The 15,460-nt window shown below is 68.7% G+C and carries 20 protein-coding genes; 14 read left to right on the forward strand and 6 right to left on the reverse strand.

All coding sequences use genetic code 11. From position 1 onward, the window contains the following. Position 1: 1 nt before the first annotated feature. The gene (locus AC060L_RS17565; protein WP_483799701.1) at positions 2 to 409 is read right to left on the reverse strand and encodes a nuclear transport factor 2 family protein; all 408 of its coding nucleotides are present in this window, start codon (positions 407 to 409) and stop codon (positions 2 to 4) included. A 165-nt stretch (positions 410 to 574) separates the two neighbouring features. Further along, positions 575 to 2,224 (reverse strand): bactofilin family protein, encoded by a 1,650-nt coding sequence (locus AC060L_RS17570; protein WP_483799702.1) that lies wholly within the window; start codon positions 2,222 to 2,224, stop codon positions 575 to 577. Positions 2,225 to 2,806: 582 nt separating this feature from the next. Here AC060L_RS17570 and AC060L_RS17575 point away from each other — a divergent pair. From AC060L_RS17575 to AC060L_RS17590, 4 genes are all read left to right on the forward strand, one after another. Next, entirely contained in the window at positions 2,807 to 3,322 is a 516-nt protein-coding gene (locus AC060L_RS17575; protein ID WP_483799703.1) for a DUF6879 family protein, read from the forward strand. Between the two features lie 250 nt (positions 3,323 to 3,572). Next, positions 3,573 to 4,109 (forward strand): DUF6879 family protein, encoded by a 537-nt coding sequence (locus AC060L_RS17580; RefSeq protein WP_483799704.1) that lies wholly within the window; start codon positions 3,573 to 3,575, stop codon positions 4,107 to 4,109. A gap of 155 nt (positions 4,110 to 4,264) precedes the next feature. Further along, positions 4,265 to 4,426, forward strand: a complete 162-nt coding sequence (locus tag AC060L_RS17585; protein WP_483799705.1) for a hypothetical protein — start codon at positions 4,265 to 4,267, stop codon at positions 4,424 to 4,426. Positions 4,427 to 4,557: 131 nt separating this feature from the next. After that, entirely contained in the window at positions 4,558 to 5,193 is a 636-nt protein-coding gene (locus tag AC060L_RS17590) for an HAD family hydrolase (protein WP_483799706.1), read from the forward strand. Positions 5,194 to 5,254: 61 nt separating this feature from the next. On the opposite strand, the gene AC060L_RS17595 is transcribed toward AC060L_RS17590, so the two are convergent. After that, complete coding sequence (locus AC060L_RS17595; protein WP_483799707.1) at positions 5,255 to 5,440, reverse strand: hypothetical protein; 186 nt, start codon at positions 5,438 to 5,440, stop codon at positions 5,255 to 5,257. Positions 5,441 to 6,238: 798 nt separating this feature from the next. On the opposite strand from AC060L_RS17595, the gene AC060L_RS17600 reads away from it, so the two are divergent. Together AC060L_RS17600 and AC060L_RS17605 are read left to right on the forward strand one after the other, a co-directional pair. After that, complete coding sequence (locus AC060L_RS17600; RefSeq protein ID WP_483799708.1) at positions 6,239 to 6,469, forward strand: hypothetical protein; 231 nt, start codon at positions 6,239 to 6,241, stop codon at positions 6,467 to 6,469. Beyond that, positions 6,444 to 6,959, forward strand: a complete 516-nt coding sequence (locus tag AC060L_RS17605) for a DUF6879 family protein (protein ID WP_483799709.1) — start codon at positions 6,444 to 6,446, stop codon at positions 6,957 to 6,959. The genes AC060L_RS17600 and AC060L_RS17605 overlap by 26 nt, the downstream gene beginning before the upstream one ends. A gap of 149 nt (positions 6,960 to 7,108) precedes the next feature. On the opposite strand, the gene AC060L_RS17610 is transcribed toward AC060L_RS17605, so the two are convergent. Together AC060L_RS17610 and AC060L_RS17615 are read right to left on the reverse strand one after the other, a co-directional pair. Continuing rightward, positions 7,109 to 7,576, reverse strand: a complete 468-nt coding sequence (locus tag AC060L_RS17610) for an NUDIX hydrolase (RefSeq protein ID WP_483799710.1) — start codon at positions 7,574 to 7,576, stop codon at positions 7,109 to 7,111. A gap of 197 nt (positions 7,577 to 7,773) precedes the next feature. Beyond that, on the reverse strand, positions 7,774 to 8,301 hold the full coding sequence (locus AC060L_RS17615) for an NUDIX hydrolase (RefSeq protein WP_483799711.1): 528 nt from the start codon (positions 8,299 to 8,301) through the stop codon (positions 7,774 to 7,776). Between the two features lie 283 nt (positions 8,302 to 8,584). Between AC060L_RS17615 and AC060L_RS17620 the strand changes: the two genes are divergently transcribed. From AC060L_RS17620 to cutA, 7 genes are all read left to right on the forward strand, one after another. After that, positions 8,585 to 8,785 carry a hypothetical protein gene (locus tag AC060L_RS17620; protein WP_483799712.1) on the forward strand — a complete coding sequence of 67 codons (201 nt, stop codon included), beginning with the start codon at positions 8,585 to 8,587 and terminating at the stop codon, positions 8,783 to 8,785. A 5-nt stretch (positions 8,786 to 8,790) separates the two neighbouring features. Next, entirely contained in the window at positions 8,791 to 9,330 is a 540-nt protein-coding gene (locus tag AC060L_RS17625) for a DUF6879 family protein (RefSeq protein WP_483799713.1), read from the forward strand. Next, positions 9,327 to 10,169, forward strand: a complete 843-nt coding sequence (locus AC060L_RS17630; protein ID WP_483799714.1) for a helix-turn-helix domain-containing protein — start codon at positions 9,327 to 9,329, stop codon at positions 10,167 to 10,169. Before AC060L_RS17625 ends, AC060L_RS17630 begins: the two co-directional genes overlap by 4 nt. Positions 10,170 to 10,256: 87 nt before the next feature. Beyond that, entirely contained in the window at positions 10,257 to 10,472 is a 216-nt protein-coding gene (locus AC060L_RS17635; protein ID WP_483799715.1) for a hypothetical protein, read from the forward strand. Continuing rightward, positions 10,463 to 11,401, forward strand: a complete 939-nt coding sequence (locus AC060L_RS17640; RefSeq protein ID WP_483799716.1) for a terpene synthase family protein — start codon at positions 10,463 to 10,465, stop codon at positions 11,399 to 11,401. The genes AC060L_RS17635 and AC060L_RS17640 overlap by 10 nt, the downstream gene beginning before the upstream one ends. A gap of 479 nt (positions 11,402 to 11,880) precedes the next feature. Further along, positions 11,881 to 12,450 (forward strand): hypothetical protein, encoded by a 570-nt coding sequence (locus AC060L_RS17645; protein WP_483799717.1) that lies wholly within the window; start codon positions 11,881 to 11,883, stop codon positions 12,448 to 12,450. Positions 12,451 to 12,914: 464 nt separating this feature from the next. Continuing rightward, positions 12,915 to 13,235, forward strand: coding sequence for a divalent-cation tolerance protein CutA (gene cutA, locus AC060L_RS17650; protein WP_483799718.1), 321 nt, complete (start codon positions 12,915 to 12,917; stop codon positions 13,233 to 13,235). A 20-nt stretch (positions 13,236 to 13,255) separates the two neighbouring features. On the opposite strand, the gene AC060L_RS17655 is transcribed toward cutA, so the two are convergent. Next, positions 13,256 to 14,032, reverse strand: coding sequence for an AraC family transcriptional regulator (locus AC060L_RS17655; protein WP_483799719.1), 777 nt, complete (start codon positions 14,030 to 14,032; stop codon positions 13,256 to 13,258). 55 nt (positions 14,033 to 14,087) lie between these two features. On the opposite strand from AC060L_RS17655, the gene AC060L_RS17660 reads away from it, so the two are divergent. Then, on the forward strand, positions 14,088 to 15,410 hold the full coding sequence (locus tag AC060L_RS17660) for a CynX/NimT family MFS transporter (RefSeq protein WP_483799720.1): 1,323 nt from the start codon (positions 14,088 to 14,090) through the stop codon (positions 15,408 to 15,410). Positions 15,411 to 15,460: the final 50 nt, after the last annotated feature.

Below are 15,460 nucleotides of genomic sequence, written 5' to 3' on the forward strand. Positions count from 1 at the left end.
CTCAACTCATCAGGTCGGGTGCGAAGTAGTCGCGAAGTCGGGCGATCTTCCCATCCCGGATGCGGAAGATCTGCACCAGTGAGACGGTCACATCCTCCCCGCCCCCGTCGAATACCGTGTCGATTTCGGCGATGAACACGTCAGGATCGGCAGTGGTGTGCAGCACGAATCCGGACTTCTCAAGGTTCGGCGAGCGGCCGCCTTGCCCGGATCGCTCGTAGTACGCCGCCATCGCGCTACGGATCTCCTCACGCCCCACCAGCCTCCTGGGGAAGTCGGCACCGACGGGCATCAGCGGCGCCTCGAAGACCCCGTCCGTGGTGAAGCACTCGGCAAGAGCATCGGCATTGCGGGTCATGGCACCGGCGTAGACGTAACTCTGGAAGATCTGCTGCGGCGTTCGGGACACGGCGGCCTCCCTGGGTGGGCTCGGACTCGGAAGCCCACACAATCACAGCGACACGAGATCAGCCCGCTCGCGCCGCCGCACGCACTGCCCGGCGCCCGCGCGGCCGCCGCCGAGCGCCGCCTCCTGAAAGGCTGTTCCCTGCCGTCGTCCGTCGTCCGTCGTCCGTCAGCTGTCGGAGCGGAATGCCCCGTGGACTCGCAGGTCGCCCTGGATCGATACCTGCCCGTCGTTTGTGTGCACGATCCAGGCACCGCCATTACGGACCGACAGGTGCCCGTTGGCGTTCACCTTCCCCTGGAACCGCGACTCCCCGCCGACGCGCAGGACTCCGTTGGTGGAGAGGTCGCCGCCGACAACGACCCCACGGTTGGCGTTCACCTCGCCCTCCGCATCGAGGCGGCCGTGGACGATCAGCCGCGGCGGGCCGTCCTGCGTCTCCAGCACGTTGTCGACGGTCAGCCCGCCCTGGAGGGTGAGGCGTTCCTTGATCTGACCCCGGCGGGTGACCAGGTCGTACAGGTCCGCCTTGCCGGCCGCGACGGTTCCCCACTGATGGTCTCCGGCGCCCTGGTACACGTTCAGCCCGGCGGGTGGGAACTCGATCCATCCGTCGCCGGGCGTGGGTCCCTGTACCCATTTGGTGTTGATGCCGTCCAGGTCCGCCCGGTGAGCGGCGACGGTTCCCCACTCGCGGCTTCCGTCCTTGCGTACGTCCACTCCGGCCTGCGGGAACTCGATCCAGCCCTTGCCGGCGTCGAAGTCGCCCACCCACGGGGTGTTCACGCCGTTCGCGCTGATCTTGTCAGCCGTGACAGTGCCCAGGCCGCTGCCCCCGCCACGGCCGACCTTGATCCCGTCGGGCGGGAACTGAATCCACCCGGCGCCACTGTCGCGGCCCCGCACCCACGTCGCGGTCACGGTGTCGACGTCCGTCTTGGCGGCCACCACGGTGCCCAGCGCGTTCGCATCGTCACGGACCTCGGCGCCCTGCCCGGTGAAGGTGATCCGACCCCTGTCGGTCGTCCCCTCCACCCACGGGGTGTGCACCCCGACCGACGCGGTCATGCTCTCGAACTCGGGGCTGCGCAGGTGCACGGTGGTGGTGAGATAGAACCCCAGCCGCTGCGAGCCCGGGACCTTGGCCGTCAGGGTGTAAGTGGCGTCCCGCTTCGGCTCCTGGCCCGGCTTCGGGCGCCATTGCCAGCCGGTTTGGCTCTTGCTCAGTGGCGGGACGGTCTCCAGGAGGCCGTCCGGGCCCTGGATCTGGTAGTCGAGGCTCTCGGGTCCGTCCCACCGCAGGACGACGTCCGTGCCCGCCGCCACCAGGGACTCCTCCGGACGGAAGTTGCGCGGCACCCTGGCCTCCTGCTTGAGCAGGCTCAGCGTGACGTGGTGCTTCTGCACGTAGGCGCCGTTCGCGGCCCTCTCCGTCACGCGCAGCAGGACCAACCCCGGCTTACCGGAGACCGGGAAGCCGTCCAGCACCAGGGCCACGGAGCCGGCCTCCTGGAAGTACGTGTTGTCCTTGGCGGTCACCGTGAGGACACCGGTGTTGCCGTCCCAGACGACGCTCGGATCCTCCCCCGGCTTCGTCGCGGTGTTCTGCTCGACCCGCACGCTGACCGTCTTCGGATCGACCGTCAGATCACCGTCTGCCTGACCTACGGGCACTCGTATCTCGACGGAATGCCAGATCACTTCGTTGAAAGTCGGATTGGAGACGACGATGTGAACCGCGCCTCGCGACTCCTCGCTTGCCTCCGGCACCTGGAGCGGGGCGGGGTTGGTGAGGATTTCGTAGTTCAGAGAAGCCATCGCTGAAGACCCCCTGTTTCTGGCGTACGGGCACTCGCCCCACGGGCGCAGCCCCTGTAGCACAGCACTCATCCGATAACCCAAGGACCCCAATTCGCCATAACCGGCGTGAAACCGATCAGCAGTGTCCGAAACAGGGACAACCGGCGGGCGCCGAGGGCACCGTGGCGAGGGCGAGGGTGACACGAGCTTCGGCCGGGCGGCCGCGCCGGGCACCAGAAGCGGATCGGGCTCAGCGGACGGCCGACATGCGGCCACTTCGTAGTCACGCCCCGGCATGTTGCGCCTCCGGAGCCCAGAAGTTCCGCCTGCGACCCCACGGTTCGCCGACGTGCTCCATGAACCGATCGAACATGCCGTCTGGCTGGTAGCGGTGGAGATGCAGCATCGGCGAGTCGTGGCCAGCCCTACGGGCCGGGATCGGGGTCACGATCACGTCGTCGTCGAACCGGAATGCGCGCAAGTTCCCGCACACTTCTGGCGGCGCGGTTGCTCAGCGTGCAAGCCTGGCCACAGAGATCGCCAATTCCGGCAGCTGGAGGCCACCATGGCACTGCACAAGTTCTTCCCGGAGGTGAGCGGGTGACCGAGGCCCCCTCGATCGAGGACCTCATGGCAGCCTGCACGCACTCGGCCGTGCACCTGGAGATGCGCGACGGGTACATGCGGGATGACCCGCGGTTCGTCGCCTGGCAAGCCGGCAGGCTCGACGTCAGCGCGGTCAATGAGGCAGAGCGCCCCTGGCTGGCGCTGATCGCCGCGACCACAGCCCGAGGCGTCGTCGTACGACGGGCTCGGATCGTCTCTGAACCCCTCAGCGACTACGTCCGTTTCGAGCATGACCTCACGCCGGCCAACGTGGCATCAGGCGAACTCGTACGCTGGCTGCCTCGCCGACAGGCGACCAGCATCGCTCTGCCCGGCAACGACTTCTGGCTCTTCGACGGCGCGGTGCTGCTGCTCAACCACTTCGATGGCGAGGGCAACTTCATCGACCACGAGCTGATTCGGGAGCCCGAGGTCATCAAGCTGTGCGCCACGGCATTCGAGGCGGTCTGGGACAGGTCCATCCCGCACGAGGATTATCGGTCGGCCTGACCGGTCAAACATGATGTCTGCTGCCAGCTGGGCGTCAGGTGATCCTGGGGCTGGTGGTGCACGAATCCGGTAGCGCCCACATGTTCGCCTGACCGTTCAGGTGCCCTTCCGCCGTTCTGGCCTCAAGTGGCGGGCCAACGGGGCATCCTGGTTGCCCAGCCAGCAGAGCGGGAGAGCGCATGAAAAATCGGAGGCCTTCGTTGTGATTCCTCGCGAGCTGCTCGTTCGATGCGCATCAAAGGTGTAGATGATGCCTGACGTTATCCCCTTCAAGCAGGTCAGCCACTTCTTCAGGGACTTCGAACACACTGCCTGGCGCCTGGAGACGCGCACCGGGTACGCCTCGGACCGGAAGAGCCCGAAGTGGCAACGCTGGCTGGCGGGCGAAGACATCACCGTCGAGCCGGAGAACTGGTGGCGCGAGAATGTCCGCACTCAGGTTGCGGCGGGCAAAAGGTTCGAACGCGTGCGCCTACTCGACAAGCCGCCGACCGACGGCCAGCGGTTCCTCCTCGCAAGCGGCATGGGAAACGTCGCGGCTGGCGAGGACATCCGGAACCTCTGGCGCGATGATGCCCAGGCGCTCGGCCTGCCCGACTTCGACTTCTGGTTGTTCGACTCCAGGGTCCTTGTGCGCTTCCACTTCGATCAACTGGACACCACTCTCGGAGTCGAACTGATCACGGACGCGGCCCAGGTTCTTGCCGCCTGCCAAGCGCGGGACGCCGCTTGGCACTTCGCTGTGCCAACGCGGGAATTCGCCGGGCAGGTACCGTTCCCCGTGTGAGTACCGAGTTCCAAGAGGCCCGCGCGGCCCTCGCCGAGAGCTGGCATGCCGTAGCCCACTGCCGGGCTGCCGCGGGTGGTGGCCAGCTACCGCACCCAGAACCACCTGGTGTGGGCCGTGAAAGCTTGCTGTGAGCACGCCGTGGAGCTGGCTCGATGGAGGTGACGGACGCTCGACACGCCGACCTGTACGTGGCCGCCGCCACGTGGCTGACTGAGTACGGTCTTCACCCCGACCCGGCCGCCTATCTCGCAAACGGGTACATCTCGCTGTGCCTGAAGGCGTGGCAGGGGCGGCCGGCGCACCGCTGGATCTGACGACCCGGTGGGCGCTGTGGACTGGGTCGGCGAGTTGGGCGTCGTGGTGATCGTGGGGCTGGTGGTGCACGAGTCCAGTACCGCTCACGTGCTCGATTAGCTGTATGGCAAGCCTCCGTTGGGCTGCCGCCATGGTGATCAAGGCTGTGGTTTTCGATGTCGGCGAAACCCTCACCTCCGACACTCGCTACTGGCGTGACTGGGCTACCTGGCTCGGCGTTCCCCAGCACACGATGTCGGCCCTGGTCGGTGCGGTGCTGGCACGAGGCCTGGACAACGCCGAGGCGATCCGACTGGTGCGCCCTGATTGCGACGTCCCCGCTGAGTGGGAGAAGCGCCGTGCCGCTGGCCACGACGAGCACCTTGACGACACCGACCTGTACCCCGACGTTCGCCCGGCCCTCCAACAGCTGAAGGACAGCGGGATCTGGGTTGGTGTGGCCGGCAACCAGAACCTTCGCGCCGGTGAATGCCTGCGCCGGCTCGCGCTCCCCGTAGACGGCATCGCCACGTCTACGGAGTGGGGTGTGGCCAAGCCGAGCCCCCGGTTCTTACAGCAGGTCATCGACTGGGCGTCAGCCCGACCAGGTGAAATCGTCTACGTAGGCGACCACCCTGCCAACGATGTCGCCCCGGCGCAGGCGGCGGGCCTGCGCGCTGCGCACATTCGCCGCGGCCCGATCGGCCTCACCACGAGTGCCCCGTCAGCGGACTGGAGCGTCGGCTCGCTGGGCGAGTTGGCCGATCTTTTGGCCTCGCCGGTATGAAGAACTGGTCTAGGCCGGACCGTTGACCCGATTTTAGGGGGGATATAAAAGTGACGCGAGATCAGACCGCACGTGCCGCCTCACGCGCTGCGGCCAGTGCCGCCGGCCATGGATACCCCTCCGGCTGCCCCTGCCCGGGCTGATTGGGCACGAAGCCGTCGTCGCCCAGGAGGACATGAACGCCGGCGCCGCGCAGCGTCGCGATGCTCCGCCCGAACTGCGGGTGCCCGGCGAGCGCCGCATTCACGCACGGGAGGGTGACCAGTGGGATCCCCTTGCCGATCGCCTCTGCGGCAAAGCCGACGAGCCATGTCCCGGTCAGCCCGAGCGCCCAGGAATTCAGCGTGTTGAACGCTATGGTCGCGGGTGGCCAGGGGCGACCTCACCGGGGCGCCGATGGCGGCTCCGGACCGGGTGCCCGGTGAGCCGCTCAAGGTCGCCGATACTGTCGGCCAGCCAGTCGGCGGCTGTCGGGGTCAGGCCGAGACAGACCTCCCAGCCGTCGGCCTAGGCCTGTTCGATGACCGGCGGCAGGTCCAGGACGGGTGGCGCGGCGAAGCCCAGCAGGTGCAGCACTCGATCAGTCAGCATGCCGCGCCCCTATGAGAACCGGATCAGGCAGGTCAGCCCATGAGCGGGCCCGCCCGGCTTCGGCCGACACCGCTGACGAATTCTGTGGGGCTGACCGTGACGTCGGCCTTGGCGACTTCTTGTGTTCGTGGAGGCCGAGATCGCGACAGGGGAGCCGGATAGCACGGACTGCTTCCCAAGGAGAGCCTGGTGCTATTTACCTGTTCGGGTTGTCCGGATCTTCGTCCTCGACGCCGTCGCCGGCAGTGTCTGCATCCTCAGCCGTGATGCCAGGGTCAGCATTTGAGTACGGGCTGTTCTCATCGTGATCGGGCATGGTGTCCTCCCTCGGGGTCACGATCATGTCGTCGTCGAACCGGAATGCGCGCAAGTTTCCGCAAACTTCTGGCGGCGCAGTTGCTCAGCGTGGAAGCCTGGCCACAGAGATCGCCAACCCCCGACCGTGGAGGCCACGATGGCACTGCACAAGCTGGGCAAGGACCCGGAGTTGCCGGTCAACAACTCGCGGACCCTCTACTACGACGATGAGGCCGATACCTATCTGGTCCAGTCGTGGAAGGTTACGGACTCGAAGCGACTCGCGCAGATGGACATCCCCGACCACGAGACCGTCATCGAGTGGCCCAAGCGCATGATGCAGTTCTTTCCGGAGGTGAGCGGTGGCGCTGGACCCGAACAGGTTTGACGACCTGTTGCGGCACTGTGAGCGATCCGCCGTACACCTGGAGATGCGTGATGGGTACATGCGGTCGGATCCTGCGTTCATCGACTGGCAGGGCGGCCACCGCGTGGATCCCATCGCGCGCTGGCCGGAGTGGGGCGCCCTGCTCGCCGAGGTAATCAGCCGAGGGGTCGTTGTCCGCCGGGCCCGCATCATCTCAGAGCCGGTCAGCGACTATGTGCGCTTCGAGTACGACGTCACTGACAGCCTCAACATCACGGCCGGCGAGGACGTCAGGTGGTTGCCGCGACGGAGGGCAACCGATGTGCCCCTGCCAGGGAATGACTTCTGGCTGTTCGATGACCGCTTGCTGCTTGTCAACCACTTCGATGGGAACGGCGAGCCGACGGCACCGGAGCTGACAGAGGACCAAGAGACGGTGAAGCTCTGCTCGGCCGCCTTCGAGACGGTGTGGGATCGGGCTGTTCCGCACTCGGAGTACCGACCTGCGTGATGGGAACCAAGCCTTCATGACGTCGCAGTACTCCGCCGTTCAGCAAGCACGGCGAGACCTGGGCCGGAGACGGGCGGAACGGCGGAGCCCAGCAGGTAGAGCACGCGATCAGTCGGCATGCCGCGCCCCTATGAGAAACCGGATCGGGCTCAGCGGACGGCCGGCATGCGGCCACTTCGCCAGTCGGTCAACCGCTTCCGGATGCTCGGCACCATCGAAAGCTGGTCGGTCTCCTCCGGTGTGAACCAGGCGACCTCGTGGGACTCGTCCGACACCCGGAGTTCGCCGCCGAGCGGTCGGCCGAGCAAGCAGATGCTGAACTCCTGCCGCACCTCGCCGTCGTCGTACGCGAAGACGTGCCCGGGGTTGGTATAGGTCCCCACGATCCCGGTGATCTCGATGCGGATGCCGGTCTCCTCAAGCGTCTCCCGGATGCCGCACTCGCCGAGCGACTCGCCCAGCTCCATCTTGCCGCCGGGCAGCGCCCACATGCCGTTGTCGGTGCGGCGCTGAAGCAGCACGCGGCCATCGTTGCCGACCACTACCACGCTTGCCGCAGGCACGAGACTGTTCGGTTTGGGAGCGTTCGGGTCATCCTCGTAGTCACGCCTAGGCATATTGCGCCTCCAGATCCCGGATGTTCAGTGCACTGCCCCACAGTTAGCCGACGTGCTCCAGGAACCGATCGAACATGCCGTCCAAGTTCATCGACCACGAGCTGATTCGGGAGCCCGAGGTCAGCAAACTGTGCGCAACGGCGTTCGAGGCGGTCGCTGATCGTTCCGTCCCGCACGAGGAATGTTGAGGCGGGATGTCAGGCGTGGTGGAGATGGTGCAGCAGGAGCAGCGCGGACACTGCGTTCGAGCTGCGAATCTCACCGTTGGCCACCAACTCTGGTACCTGCGCGAGCGGCACCCATGCGCGCCGCTCAGATTCGAAGTCGTCCTCGGGGCAACCGACGTACTCGGCTGTCTGCGCCCAGTAGACGTGATGGCGGCCGTCGGTGAGGCCCTTGGACGGCTCGACGGTGAGGAGGTGGCGAAGCCTACCCGGGCGCCAGCCCGTCTCCTCAAGCATCTCGCGCGCCGCCGCGTCCTCAATCTGCTCGCCGTCCTCGACCACGCCGGCCGCGAGCTCCCAGCCCCAGCTATCGGTGATGAACCGGTGCCGCCAGATCAGCAGCGCCTCGTTCCGCTCGTTGACGGCGGTTGCGAGTGCGACAGGCCGCTGCCGTAGGACGTAATGGTCGAGGTGGCGGCCGTCCGGAAGCTCGACGTCGGCGAGGTTGACCCGCAGCCACTGGTTCTCGTAGACGGTGTGCTCACCCAGGTTCTTCCACACCGACGACATGCTGCTCCGCTCTCGACCAGGTCTGAGGTGCTCAGCGTAGGGCGGCTGCAAGGGAACTGGGAGTGTTACATCGATCTGCTTAACCGCGTTGCGAGCGGCAGCCGTTTGCTCGCGGGGGAGTTGGGCGTTGTGGTGATCGTGGGGCTGGTGGTGCACGAATCCAATGGCGCTCACATTCTCGACTGACCGTTCAGGTGGCTTTCCCGCCGTTCTGGCCTCAAGTGGCGGGCTGTCGGGGCATCCTGGTGCCCACCCAGCAGAGAGGGAGAGCACCATGCAGCTCAAGTTCCTCGGCACCAGCTCCGATGACGGCAAATGCCCCACGCTGTACGAGACCCCGACCGGTGACATCGTCGTCCAGGGCTACACGCTCACGGACCCGGAAGCGCTCACCCAGCTGCGGGACGTGCTGCCTGGCGAGAGCTTCGTGGTGGTGCCCCGTGAACTCCTGACCCAGTACGCTCCCAAGGAGTAGACCGCGTGCCCAAGTTCATCACCGACGAGCAGTTCGACCACCTCTTCGGAGACGGCTTCCAGCACACCGCCTGGCGGTTGGAGAGCCGCGCCAGCTACGCCTCCGACCTGGCATCCCCTGGGTATACGCGGTGGGCACGCGGAGAGGACCCGAAGGCCGACCCGAACCGGCCGTGGTGTCAGAACATCCGCGCGCAGGTTGCGGCGGGGAAGCGAGTCGAACGGGTGCGGATCGCTGACGATCCGCTCGGCGCCGGCCAGGCATACCTCCTCGCAGTCGGCTGGGCCAACGTGGAGGCTGGGGAGGACATCCGGCACCTGCCGCGCGTGAAGGCGAAGGAGCTGGCACTCCCTGGCCGCGACTTCTGGCTGTTCGACAGCCGCGTCCTGCTGGAGATGCACTTCGACCAGGCCGACGAGTATCTCGGCGCCGAGTTGGTCGAGGACCTGGCGGCGATCCTGCTGGCCTGCCAGATTCGGGATGCGGCCTGGCATTTCGCGGTCCCCCGCGAGGAGTTCGCCAAGGCGGTACCGTCGGCTGCGTGAGCACCGACTACCAACGGGCCCGAGAGGCCCTCGGCGCGCGCCTGCGGGTGCTGCGCGACGAGGCCGGCCTCTCGGGCCGTGCTCTGGCTGCAGCGGCTGGCTGGCCGCACTCGAAGATCAGCAAGCTGGAGACCGGTCGGCAGACCGCGAGCGAGGCCGACTTGGTCGCCTGGGCGGAACACACCGGCCGGCCTGCGGCGGCGGATTCCCTGCGTGCAGACCTGCGCGGCCTGGAGACGCAGTACCGGTCCTGGCGCCGTCGGCTGGCCACCGGGCATGAGGCCACCCAACGGGAGGCCGCCGCTGAGGAGCGCGCGGCGGGCCTCGTCCGAGCGTACGAGCCGACCGTCATCCCCGGGATACTCCAGACCCCGGAGTACGCCCGGGCAGTCCTGGCTAGCGGGGCCTTGTTACACCAGACACGGCGGGATACCGACGACGCGGTGCGGGAGCGGATGCGCCGTCAGGAACTGCTGTACGAACGCGGCCGGCTGTTCCAGTTCATCCTGTGGGAGGGGGCGCTGCATGCCCAGATTTGCGAGCGGGAGGCACTGCGCGGTCAGCTCGACCGACTGATGGGCCTGATCGGGATGGACACGGTCCAGTTGCGGGTGATCCCGTTCGCCGCTCGACTTCCCCTGTCGCTACGGCACGGGTTCTGGATCCACGACGAGACGCACGTGACGGTGGAGACGATCAACGCGGCCATGTGGCTGGATTCGGCGGCGGACGTCGCTCTGTACGTCCGGGCGTGGGAAATGTACGAGCAGGCGGCCGTCGACGGCGCGGAGGCCGCGCGGCTGATTGGCCGGGCGCGGCACGTGCTCGGAGTGATCTGAGAAACCCCGGGAAGCGCCAGCCGCGCTTCGAGAAGCACCGAGAAACATCAACGTCACGTGGTGAAGCAGTCACCTACCGTCTTCGGCATGGCAGATCTTGCGGTGTCCGTGCCGCAGCCCGCCGCCGGGCTGCCGCACTCGGATGCACCCCTGACGTACGACCAGCTGCACGAGCTCGCGTGTTTGTCCTGCGGCTCGCCGGCGCCCCCGCTGGTGCCGGCTGGGCACCGCACGGTGGGCGGGCTTGCATGGGCCGTCGTCGCCTGCGCCGAGCACGTTGGCGAGGTGGCCCGATGGAGGTGACGGATGCTCGGCACACCGACCTGTACGTGGCCGCCGCCACGTGGCTGACTGAGTACGGGCTCCACCCCGACCCGGCCGCCTACCTCGCGCACGGCTACGTCTCGCTGTGCCTGAAGGCGTGGCCGGGGGCAGCTGGCGCACCGCTGGATCTCGCGACCCGGTGGGCGCTGTGGACCTGGCTGGCGGACGACGCGTTCGACGACGAGCTGCGCTGTGCGACGCCGGGTGTCATCAGCCGGTTCACCACGCGGCTCCTCGAAGCCGCCGAGCCGGGTGGCCGGGTGTGGCCCGGTGATCACCCCCTCGTGCAGGCCCTGGCGGATCTGGTCTGCGAGTCGCGGGTGGCGATGCCTGGCTTCTGGTGGGACCGCTATCAGCGGCAGCTGGAGGGGTGGATCGACGCCGCCCACACGAAGCTCACGCGGTACCTCCAGCCGCAGTGCACGCCCACGCTGCGCGAGTACCTGACCCTGCGGCCGGCGGACGGCGGGATGCTGCTGGCCGCGTGCTGGACGGAACTGGCCGAGCAGTGCATCACGCCGGACTGGCGCGACCCCATGGTGCGGTCCCTGCTGCGCGCGTTCTCCACCGTCGGGATCCTCGCGAACGACCTTGCGGACGGAGCCGGCGCCGACACCTTCAACGCCGTGGCCGCCCTGAGCGCCGACGAGGGGCTGTCCGCTGCTGAGGCTCGGGAGAGGGTGAAGGAGCTGCTGGCCGCAGAGGAGAAGCGGTTCTGGTGGCTGTACACCGCGGTCCGCAGCGGTTTCGGCGCCGAGCCGGCGCCCGAGAGGAGCGACGAACTGGCCTTGGACACCAGCCGGTTCGCGCTCGGCCTCGATCAGTTCCGGCGGGCGCTGTCCGACTGGACCGCCAGCAGCGCCCGGTACGCGCTGGCGGGGCCGGAGGCTTCGGGGGACGCGCGGTGACGGCCACTCCGTCGAACCGAGGACACCGTGCCCAGTAGGGCAACCAGACTCCCGCGCCGCTCCGGCGGGCGGCGCGGGCCCACGAACTCCCACCCCGGTCGGCGGACCTGGACAGCTCGACCGGCCGGGGCGGGACCCGCAACACCGAACGGCCCGGCCACCAACCGGTGGCCGGTTCGCCTCAGCGTGAGGAGTCATCAGTATGACGATGCCGACCCCGGGCCCCAACAGGCCCCCGGGCGGCGGCCCGATGCCGCCGCCGGACGGCGACGCCCCCGTCACCACCACCCTCGCCGAGTAGGAGGCACCAGCCATGAGCGCCACGACCGAGATGAAGCACAAGGGCGACCACAAGGCCCCGCCGAAGCACCGGGGCAACCCCGCGCCGGAGCCCCAGCCTCAGCCCCAGCCTGACCAGAAGTAAGACACCGCTGGGCCTCCGACGAACGGAGGCCCAGCCCGTCACGGAGGTGTCACCCATGGACGAGCCAGTCATCGACTACAAGGCGTGGCAGTTCGCCGACGAGGACTTCGCCGGGCGCGCTGATCGCTGGACCGCGCGGTTCTACCTGCCGGATGGGCCGGTCTTCGGCACGGCGGTCGTCAGCCGCGTGATCCCGGGCCGGCACCCGAACCCGTACCTCGCGTTCGCCGCTGACCCGGGGATGCTGGACCGCATCCCCGGGGTCGTCTTCGCCGAGGACGGCACAGTCGTTCCCGGCCTTCGGGAGGCTGTCGGCATCGAGCCCGCGATGCTCCTTCTCCTGGAGTCCGTCGAGGTCGAGGAGGAGTGGCGTGGTCGCGGGGTCGGCATGCGCCTCGCCGTCACCGCGTTGCGCCGTCTGGCCGGCGGCCCGGGGAGCGTGGCCGTGTGCTACCCGGCTCCGATCCACCCGAAGCACGGGCCGGGCGAGGTGTGCAGCTACGAGTCCGACGACCCCGAGGTGCGGCGGCCGGACGAGGAGGCTGTGGCGCGGCTTCGCCCGGCGTGGGAGCGGCAGGGTTTCACGCACTTTCGTGACGGCGTGTACGTGATGGCGCTGGGGTGATCCGTGACATTGGTGCACCCGGCGGAGCAGAGTGGATGCGACCAGGAAGGCACGACGCATGAGCCACACACCGCAAGTCGGAGCCCAGGGGCCGAGTTGGCCCGGGGGCCGGCGGGGCAGCCGAGGGCCGACCCGCACGGGCCGTCCGTCCGCAGCCCCGCCGGCCCCGGCCGCCCTGGAGCTGCCGGACGAGACGGAGCCGGAGGAGCCGGAGGAGACAGAATCGGAGGACACGGAAGGGGACGCCGCCATGCCGCAGAAGGAACCGTCGAGCAGTCCGACGAAACTCCCCGGAGTGCCCCCGCCGCCGCCCGGCCCGCGGAACCCGCCGCCCCCGGGCGGGAATCCGAACCCGCCGGCCGCCCCGGGCAGGTAGCGCCCGCTCTCTGCTTCACGTCGGTCCCCGGAGCGTCCGCGGTGCGATCGGTACGCTCTCAGTCAGGGGTTACCCAAGGGGAGAAATCATGGCCGACTTCATCACCGTCCTGACCACCACCGACAGCGCGGAGCGCGCCGAGGCGCTCGCACGCGCCGGCGTGAGCGCCAGGGTCGCGGCCTGCGCCCAGATCGACGGCCCGATCCGGTCGGTGTACTGGTGGGACGGCGCGGTGCAGAACGACGAGGAGTGGCGCGTGCTCTACAAGCTGCCCGCCAACCGCTTCTCCGAGCTGGAGCAGGTCATCAAGGCTGTCCACACCTACGACACGCCGGAGATCATCGCCGCCGACATCACGCACGGCAGCAGCGAGTACCTCCGGTGGATCTCCACTGAGACCGGCAACTGACTACTGACTGCTGACTACAACTAGCACCCCTCGGCAGGGAGTTGGCGGTTGCGATAGCGGCCGGGGGTCTCGCCGACGAGTGCGGCGAAAGCCTCGATGAAGGTCGTCGGATTGGCCCAGCCGCAGGCGAGAGCGGTTTCGGTGACGGACTTCCCCGCGGCGAGCCGGGTGAGCGCGTGGTGGATGCGGAGCTGAGTGCGCCACTGATGGAAACTCATCCGGAGTTCCTGCCCGAAGAGCCGGCTGAGCGTACGTTCACTCGCCCCGACGCGCGCGCCGAGCTCGGCGAGGGTCTGCTGATTGGCAGGGTCGGCGTAGAGGATGCCGGTCAGCGCCCGGAGCCGGTCGTCGGCCGGCTCGGGCAGGTGCAGCGGCTGCTCGGGCGCCGCGGTGAGCTCGTCGACGACGACCGCGTGCAGCCGGTCGATCGCCTCCGGCGCTCGCCCGCCGGCGTCCGCCGCCTCGGCCGTGAGGGCGAGCAGGGCTTCGCGGGCAAGCCCGGAGACGGTGAGTACGGCGGGATGCGCGGGCAGCCGGGCGGCGAGTGCGTCGGACAGGAACAGAATCCGCATGTCCGCGTTGCCGTGCGCGGTGTGGTGGTGCTCGAAGGCCGCGGGAGTCCACGCCACCCGGGTCGGCGGAGCGATCCACGTGCCCCTGGCGGTGGTCACGGACAGCACGCCGGTGGCCGGATAGACCAGGTGACCGCGGTCGTGGGCGTGGATGGGCAGCCGCTGCCCGTGCGCCAGGACGAGGCGGCCGCGCTCCGCAGGGTCAAGGTGGCGGGTTTCCCTCATAGGTTGGCATCCTATCGGTGGCCCGCCGCCCCGGCTCCGCCCGAGAGTGGACGGCATGAACAGCCCAGTGACCCATCAGGCCCCAGCAGCCCACCCGTCAGCGTCCCGGCAGCCGTCCCCTCCCGGGCTGGCCGGGGCGCGCACGGTACGAGCCGCCTTCGCGTTCAGCCTGGCCGCGCTGAACCTGCGCATCGCCGTCGCGTCCCTGTCCCCCCTACTCACGGAGGTCGAGCACGACGAACACCTCTCATCGTTCGGCGGCGGAGCCCTCTCGACGGTGCCGGTCGTCTGCTTCGGGGCGTTCGCGTTCCTCGCGCCCCGGCTCACCCGCCGCTTCGGACCCCACCACCTGCTGTGGTACGCGCTGCTCGCGCTGACCGGCGGCATCGTGCTGCGCTCGGTCCCGGGAGTGCTCGCCCTGTTCGGCGGCACCCTGATCGCCGGTGCGGCGATCGCGGTCGGCAACGTCCTCATGCCGCAGCTCATCAAGCACGACTTCGCAGGCCGTGCCGGGCTGATGCTCGGCTGCTACTCCCTGGCCCTGTCCGGCGGAGCCGCGCTCGCCGCGGGCGTGGTCGTCCCGCTGGAGTCGGCCACCGGCTGGGGCTGGCGGCAGGTGCTCGCGCTGTGGGCATTCCCGTCCCTCGTCGCCGCTCTCGCCTGGCTACCCGAACTGCTCGTGCCGGACCGGCGTTCCCCGAACCGCCGGCGACAGGAGCCGGCGAAGCAACAGGATCCGGCGAAGCGACGGGAGCCGGTGAAGCAAGGAGGGGCCGATACCGCCGCACCCACTCTCAGGGCGCTGTGGCGCGACCGAACCGCCTGGGCGGTGACCCTGTACATGGGTCTGCAGTCCCTCGGCTACTACGCGATCCTCTCCTGGCTGCCGACGCTTCTGCAGGACCACGGCATGAGCGACAGCCAGGCCGGATGGATGCTCTCCTTCTCCAGCTTCCCCGGCATGGCCGCCTCCTTCGCGGCCCCCTGGCTGCAGCAGCGGCTGCGCCCGGCCTTCGTCTCGCCGCTGGCGGCCGCCCTGCTGTGCGCCACCGGCTTCGTCGGCCTGCTCACGTCCCCCGTGTCGGGCGCCTACCTCTGGATGACCGCCCTCGGACTGGGTCAGGGCCTCGCCATCGGTCTCGCCCTCGGTTACATCGTGGCCCGCTCGCCCGACGCGCACCACACCGGCCGGCTCTCGACGATGGCCCAGGGGATCGGCTACCTCATCGCCTGCCTCGGCCCGCTCGGTCTCGGCCTGCTGCACTCCGCGAGCGGGGGCTGGTCGCTGCCGGTCGCTGTGCTGCTCGTCGTGCTCGTCGCGCAGACCGTCGCGGCCTTCGGCGCGAGCCGCGACCGCCATGTCCTGGCGTCCTCCTGAAGGGCCACCGAAGACAGTCCCGCTGAGACCGAGACGCTGGTTCGGTGACG

This window comes from Kitasatospora sp. NEAU-69 (assembly GCF_057158765.1).

Bases quoted from the DNA above. Each gene is read 5' to 3' on its own strand.
- AC060L_RS17640 (WP_483799716.1), top strand. From the start codon at position 10,463: ATGGAGGTGACGGATGCTCGGCACACCGACCTGTACGTGGCCGCCGCC.
- AC060L_RS17570 (WP_483799702.1), bottom strand. From the start codon at position 2,224: ATGGCTTCTCTGAACTACGAAATCCTCACCAACCCCGCCCCGCTCCAG.
- cutA (WP_483799718.1), top strand. From the start codon at position 12,915: ATGGCCGACTTCATCACCGTCCTGACCACCACCGACAGCGCGGAGCGC.
- AC060L_RS17585 (WP_483799705.1), top strand. From the start codon at position 4,265: ATGGAGGTGACGGACGCTCGACACGCCGACCTGTACGTGGCCGCCGCC.
- AC060L_RS17620 (WP_483799712.1), top strand. From the start codon at position 8,585: ATGCAGCTCAAGTTCCTCGGCACCAGCTCCGATGACGGCAAATGCCCC.
- AC060L_RS17635 (WP_483799715.1), top strand. From the start codon at position 10,257: ATGGCAGATCTTGCGGTGTCCGTGCCGCAGCCCGCCGCCGGGCTGCCG.
- AC060L_RS17600 (WP_483799708.1), top strand. From the start codon at position 6,239: ATGGCACTGCACAAGCTGGGCAAGGACCCGGAGTTGCCGGTCAACAAC.
- AC060L_RS17655 (WP_483799719.1), bottom strand. From the start codon at position 14,032: ATGAGGGAAACCCGCCACCTTGACCCTGCGGAGCGCGGCCGCCTCGTC.
- AC060L_RS17610 (WP_483799710.1), bottom strand. From the start codon at position 7,576: ATGCCTAGGCGTGACTACGAGGATGACCCGAACGCTCCCAAACCGAAC.
- AC060L_RS17645 (WP_483799717.1), top strand. From the start codon at position 11,881: ATGGACGAGCCAGTCATCGACTACAAGGCGTGGCAGTTCGCCGACGAG.
- AC060L_RS17580 (WP_483799704.1), top strand. From the start codon at position 3,573: ATGCCTGACGTTATCCCCTTCAAGCAGGTCAGCCACTTCTTCAGGGAC.
- AC060L_RS17590 (WP_483799706.1), top strand. From the start codon at position 4,558: ATGGTGATCAAGGCTGTGGTTTTCGATGTCGGCGAAACCCTCACCTCC.
- AC060L_RS17660 (WP_483799720.1), top strand. From the start codon at position 14,088: ATGAACAGCCCAGTGACCCATCAGGCCCCAGCAGCCCACCCGTCAGCG.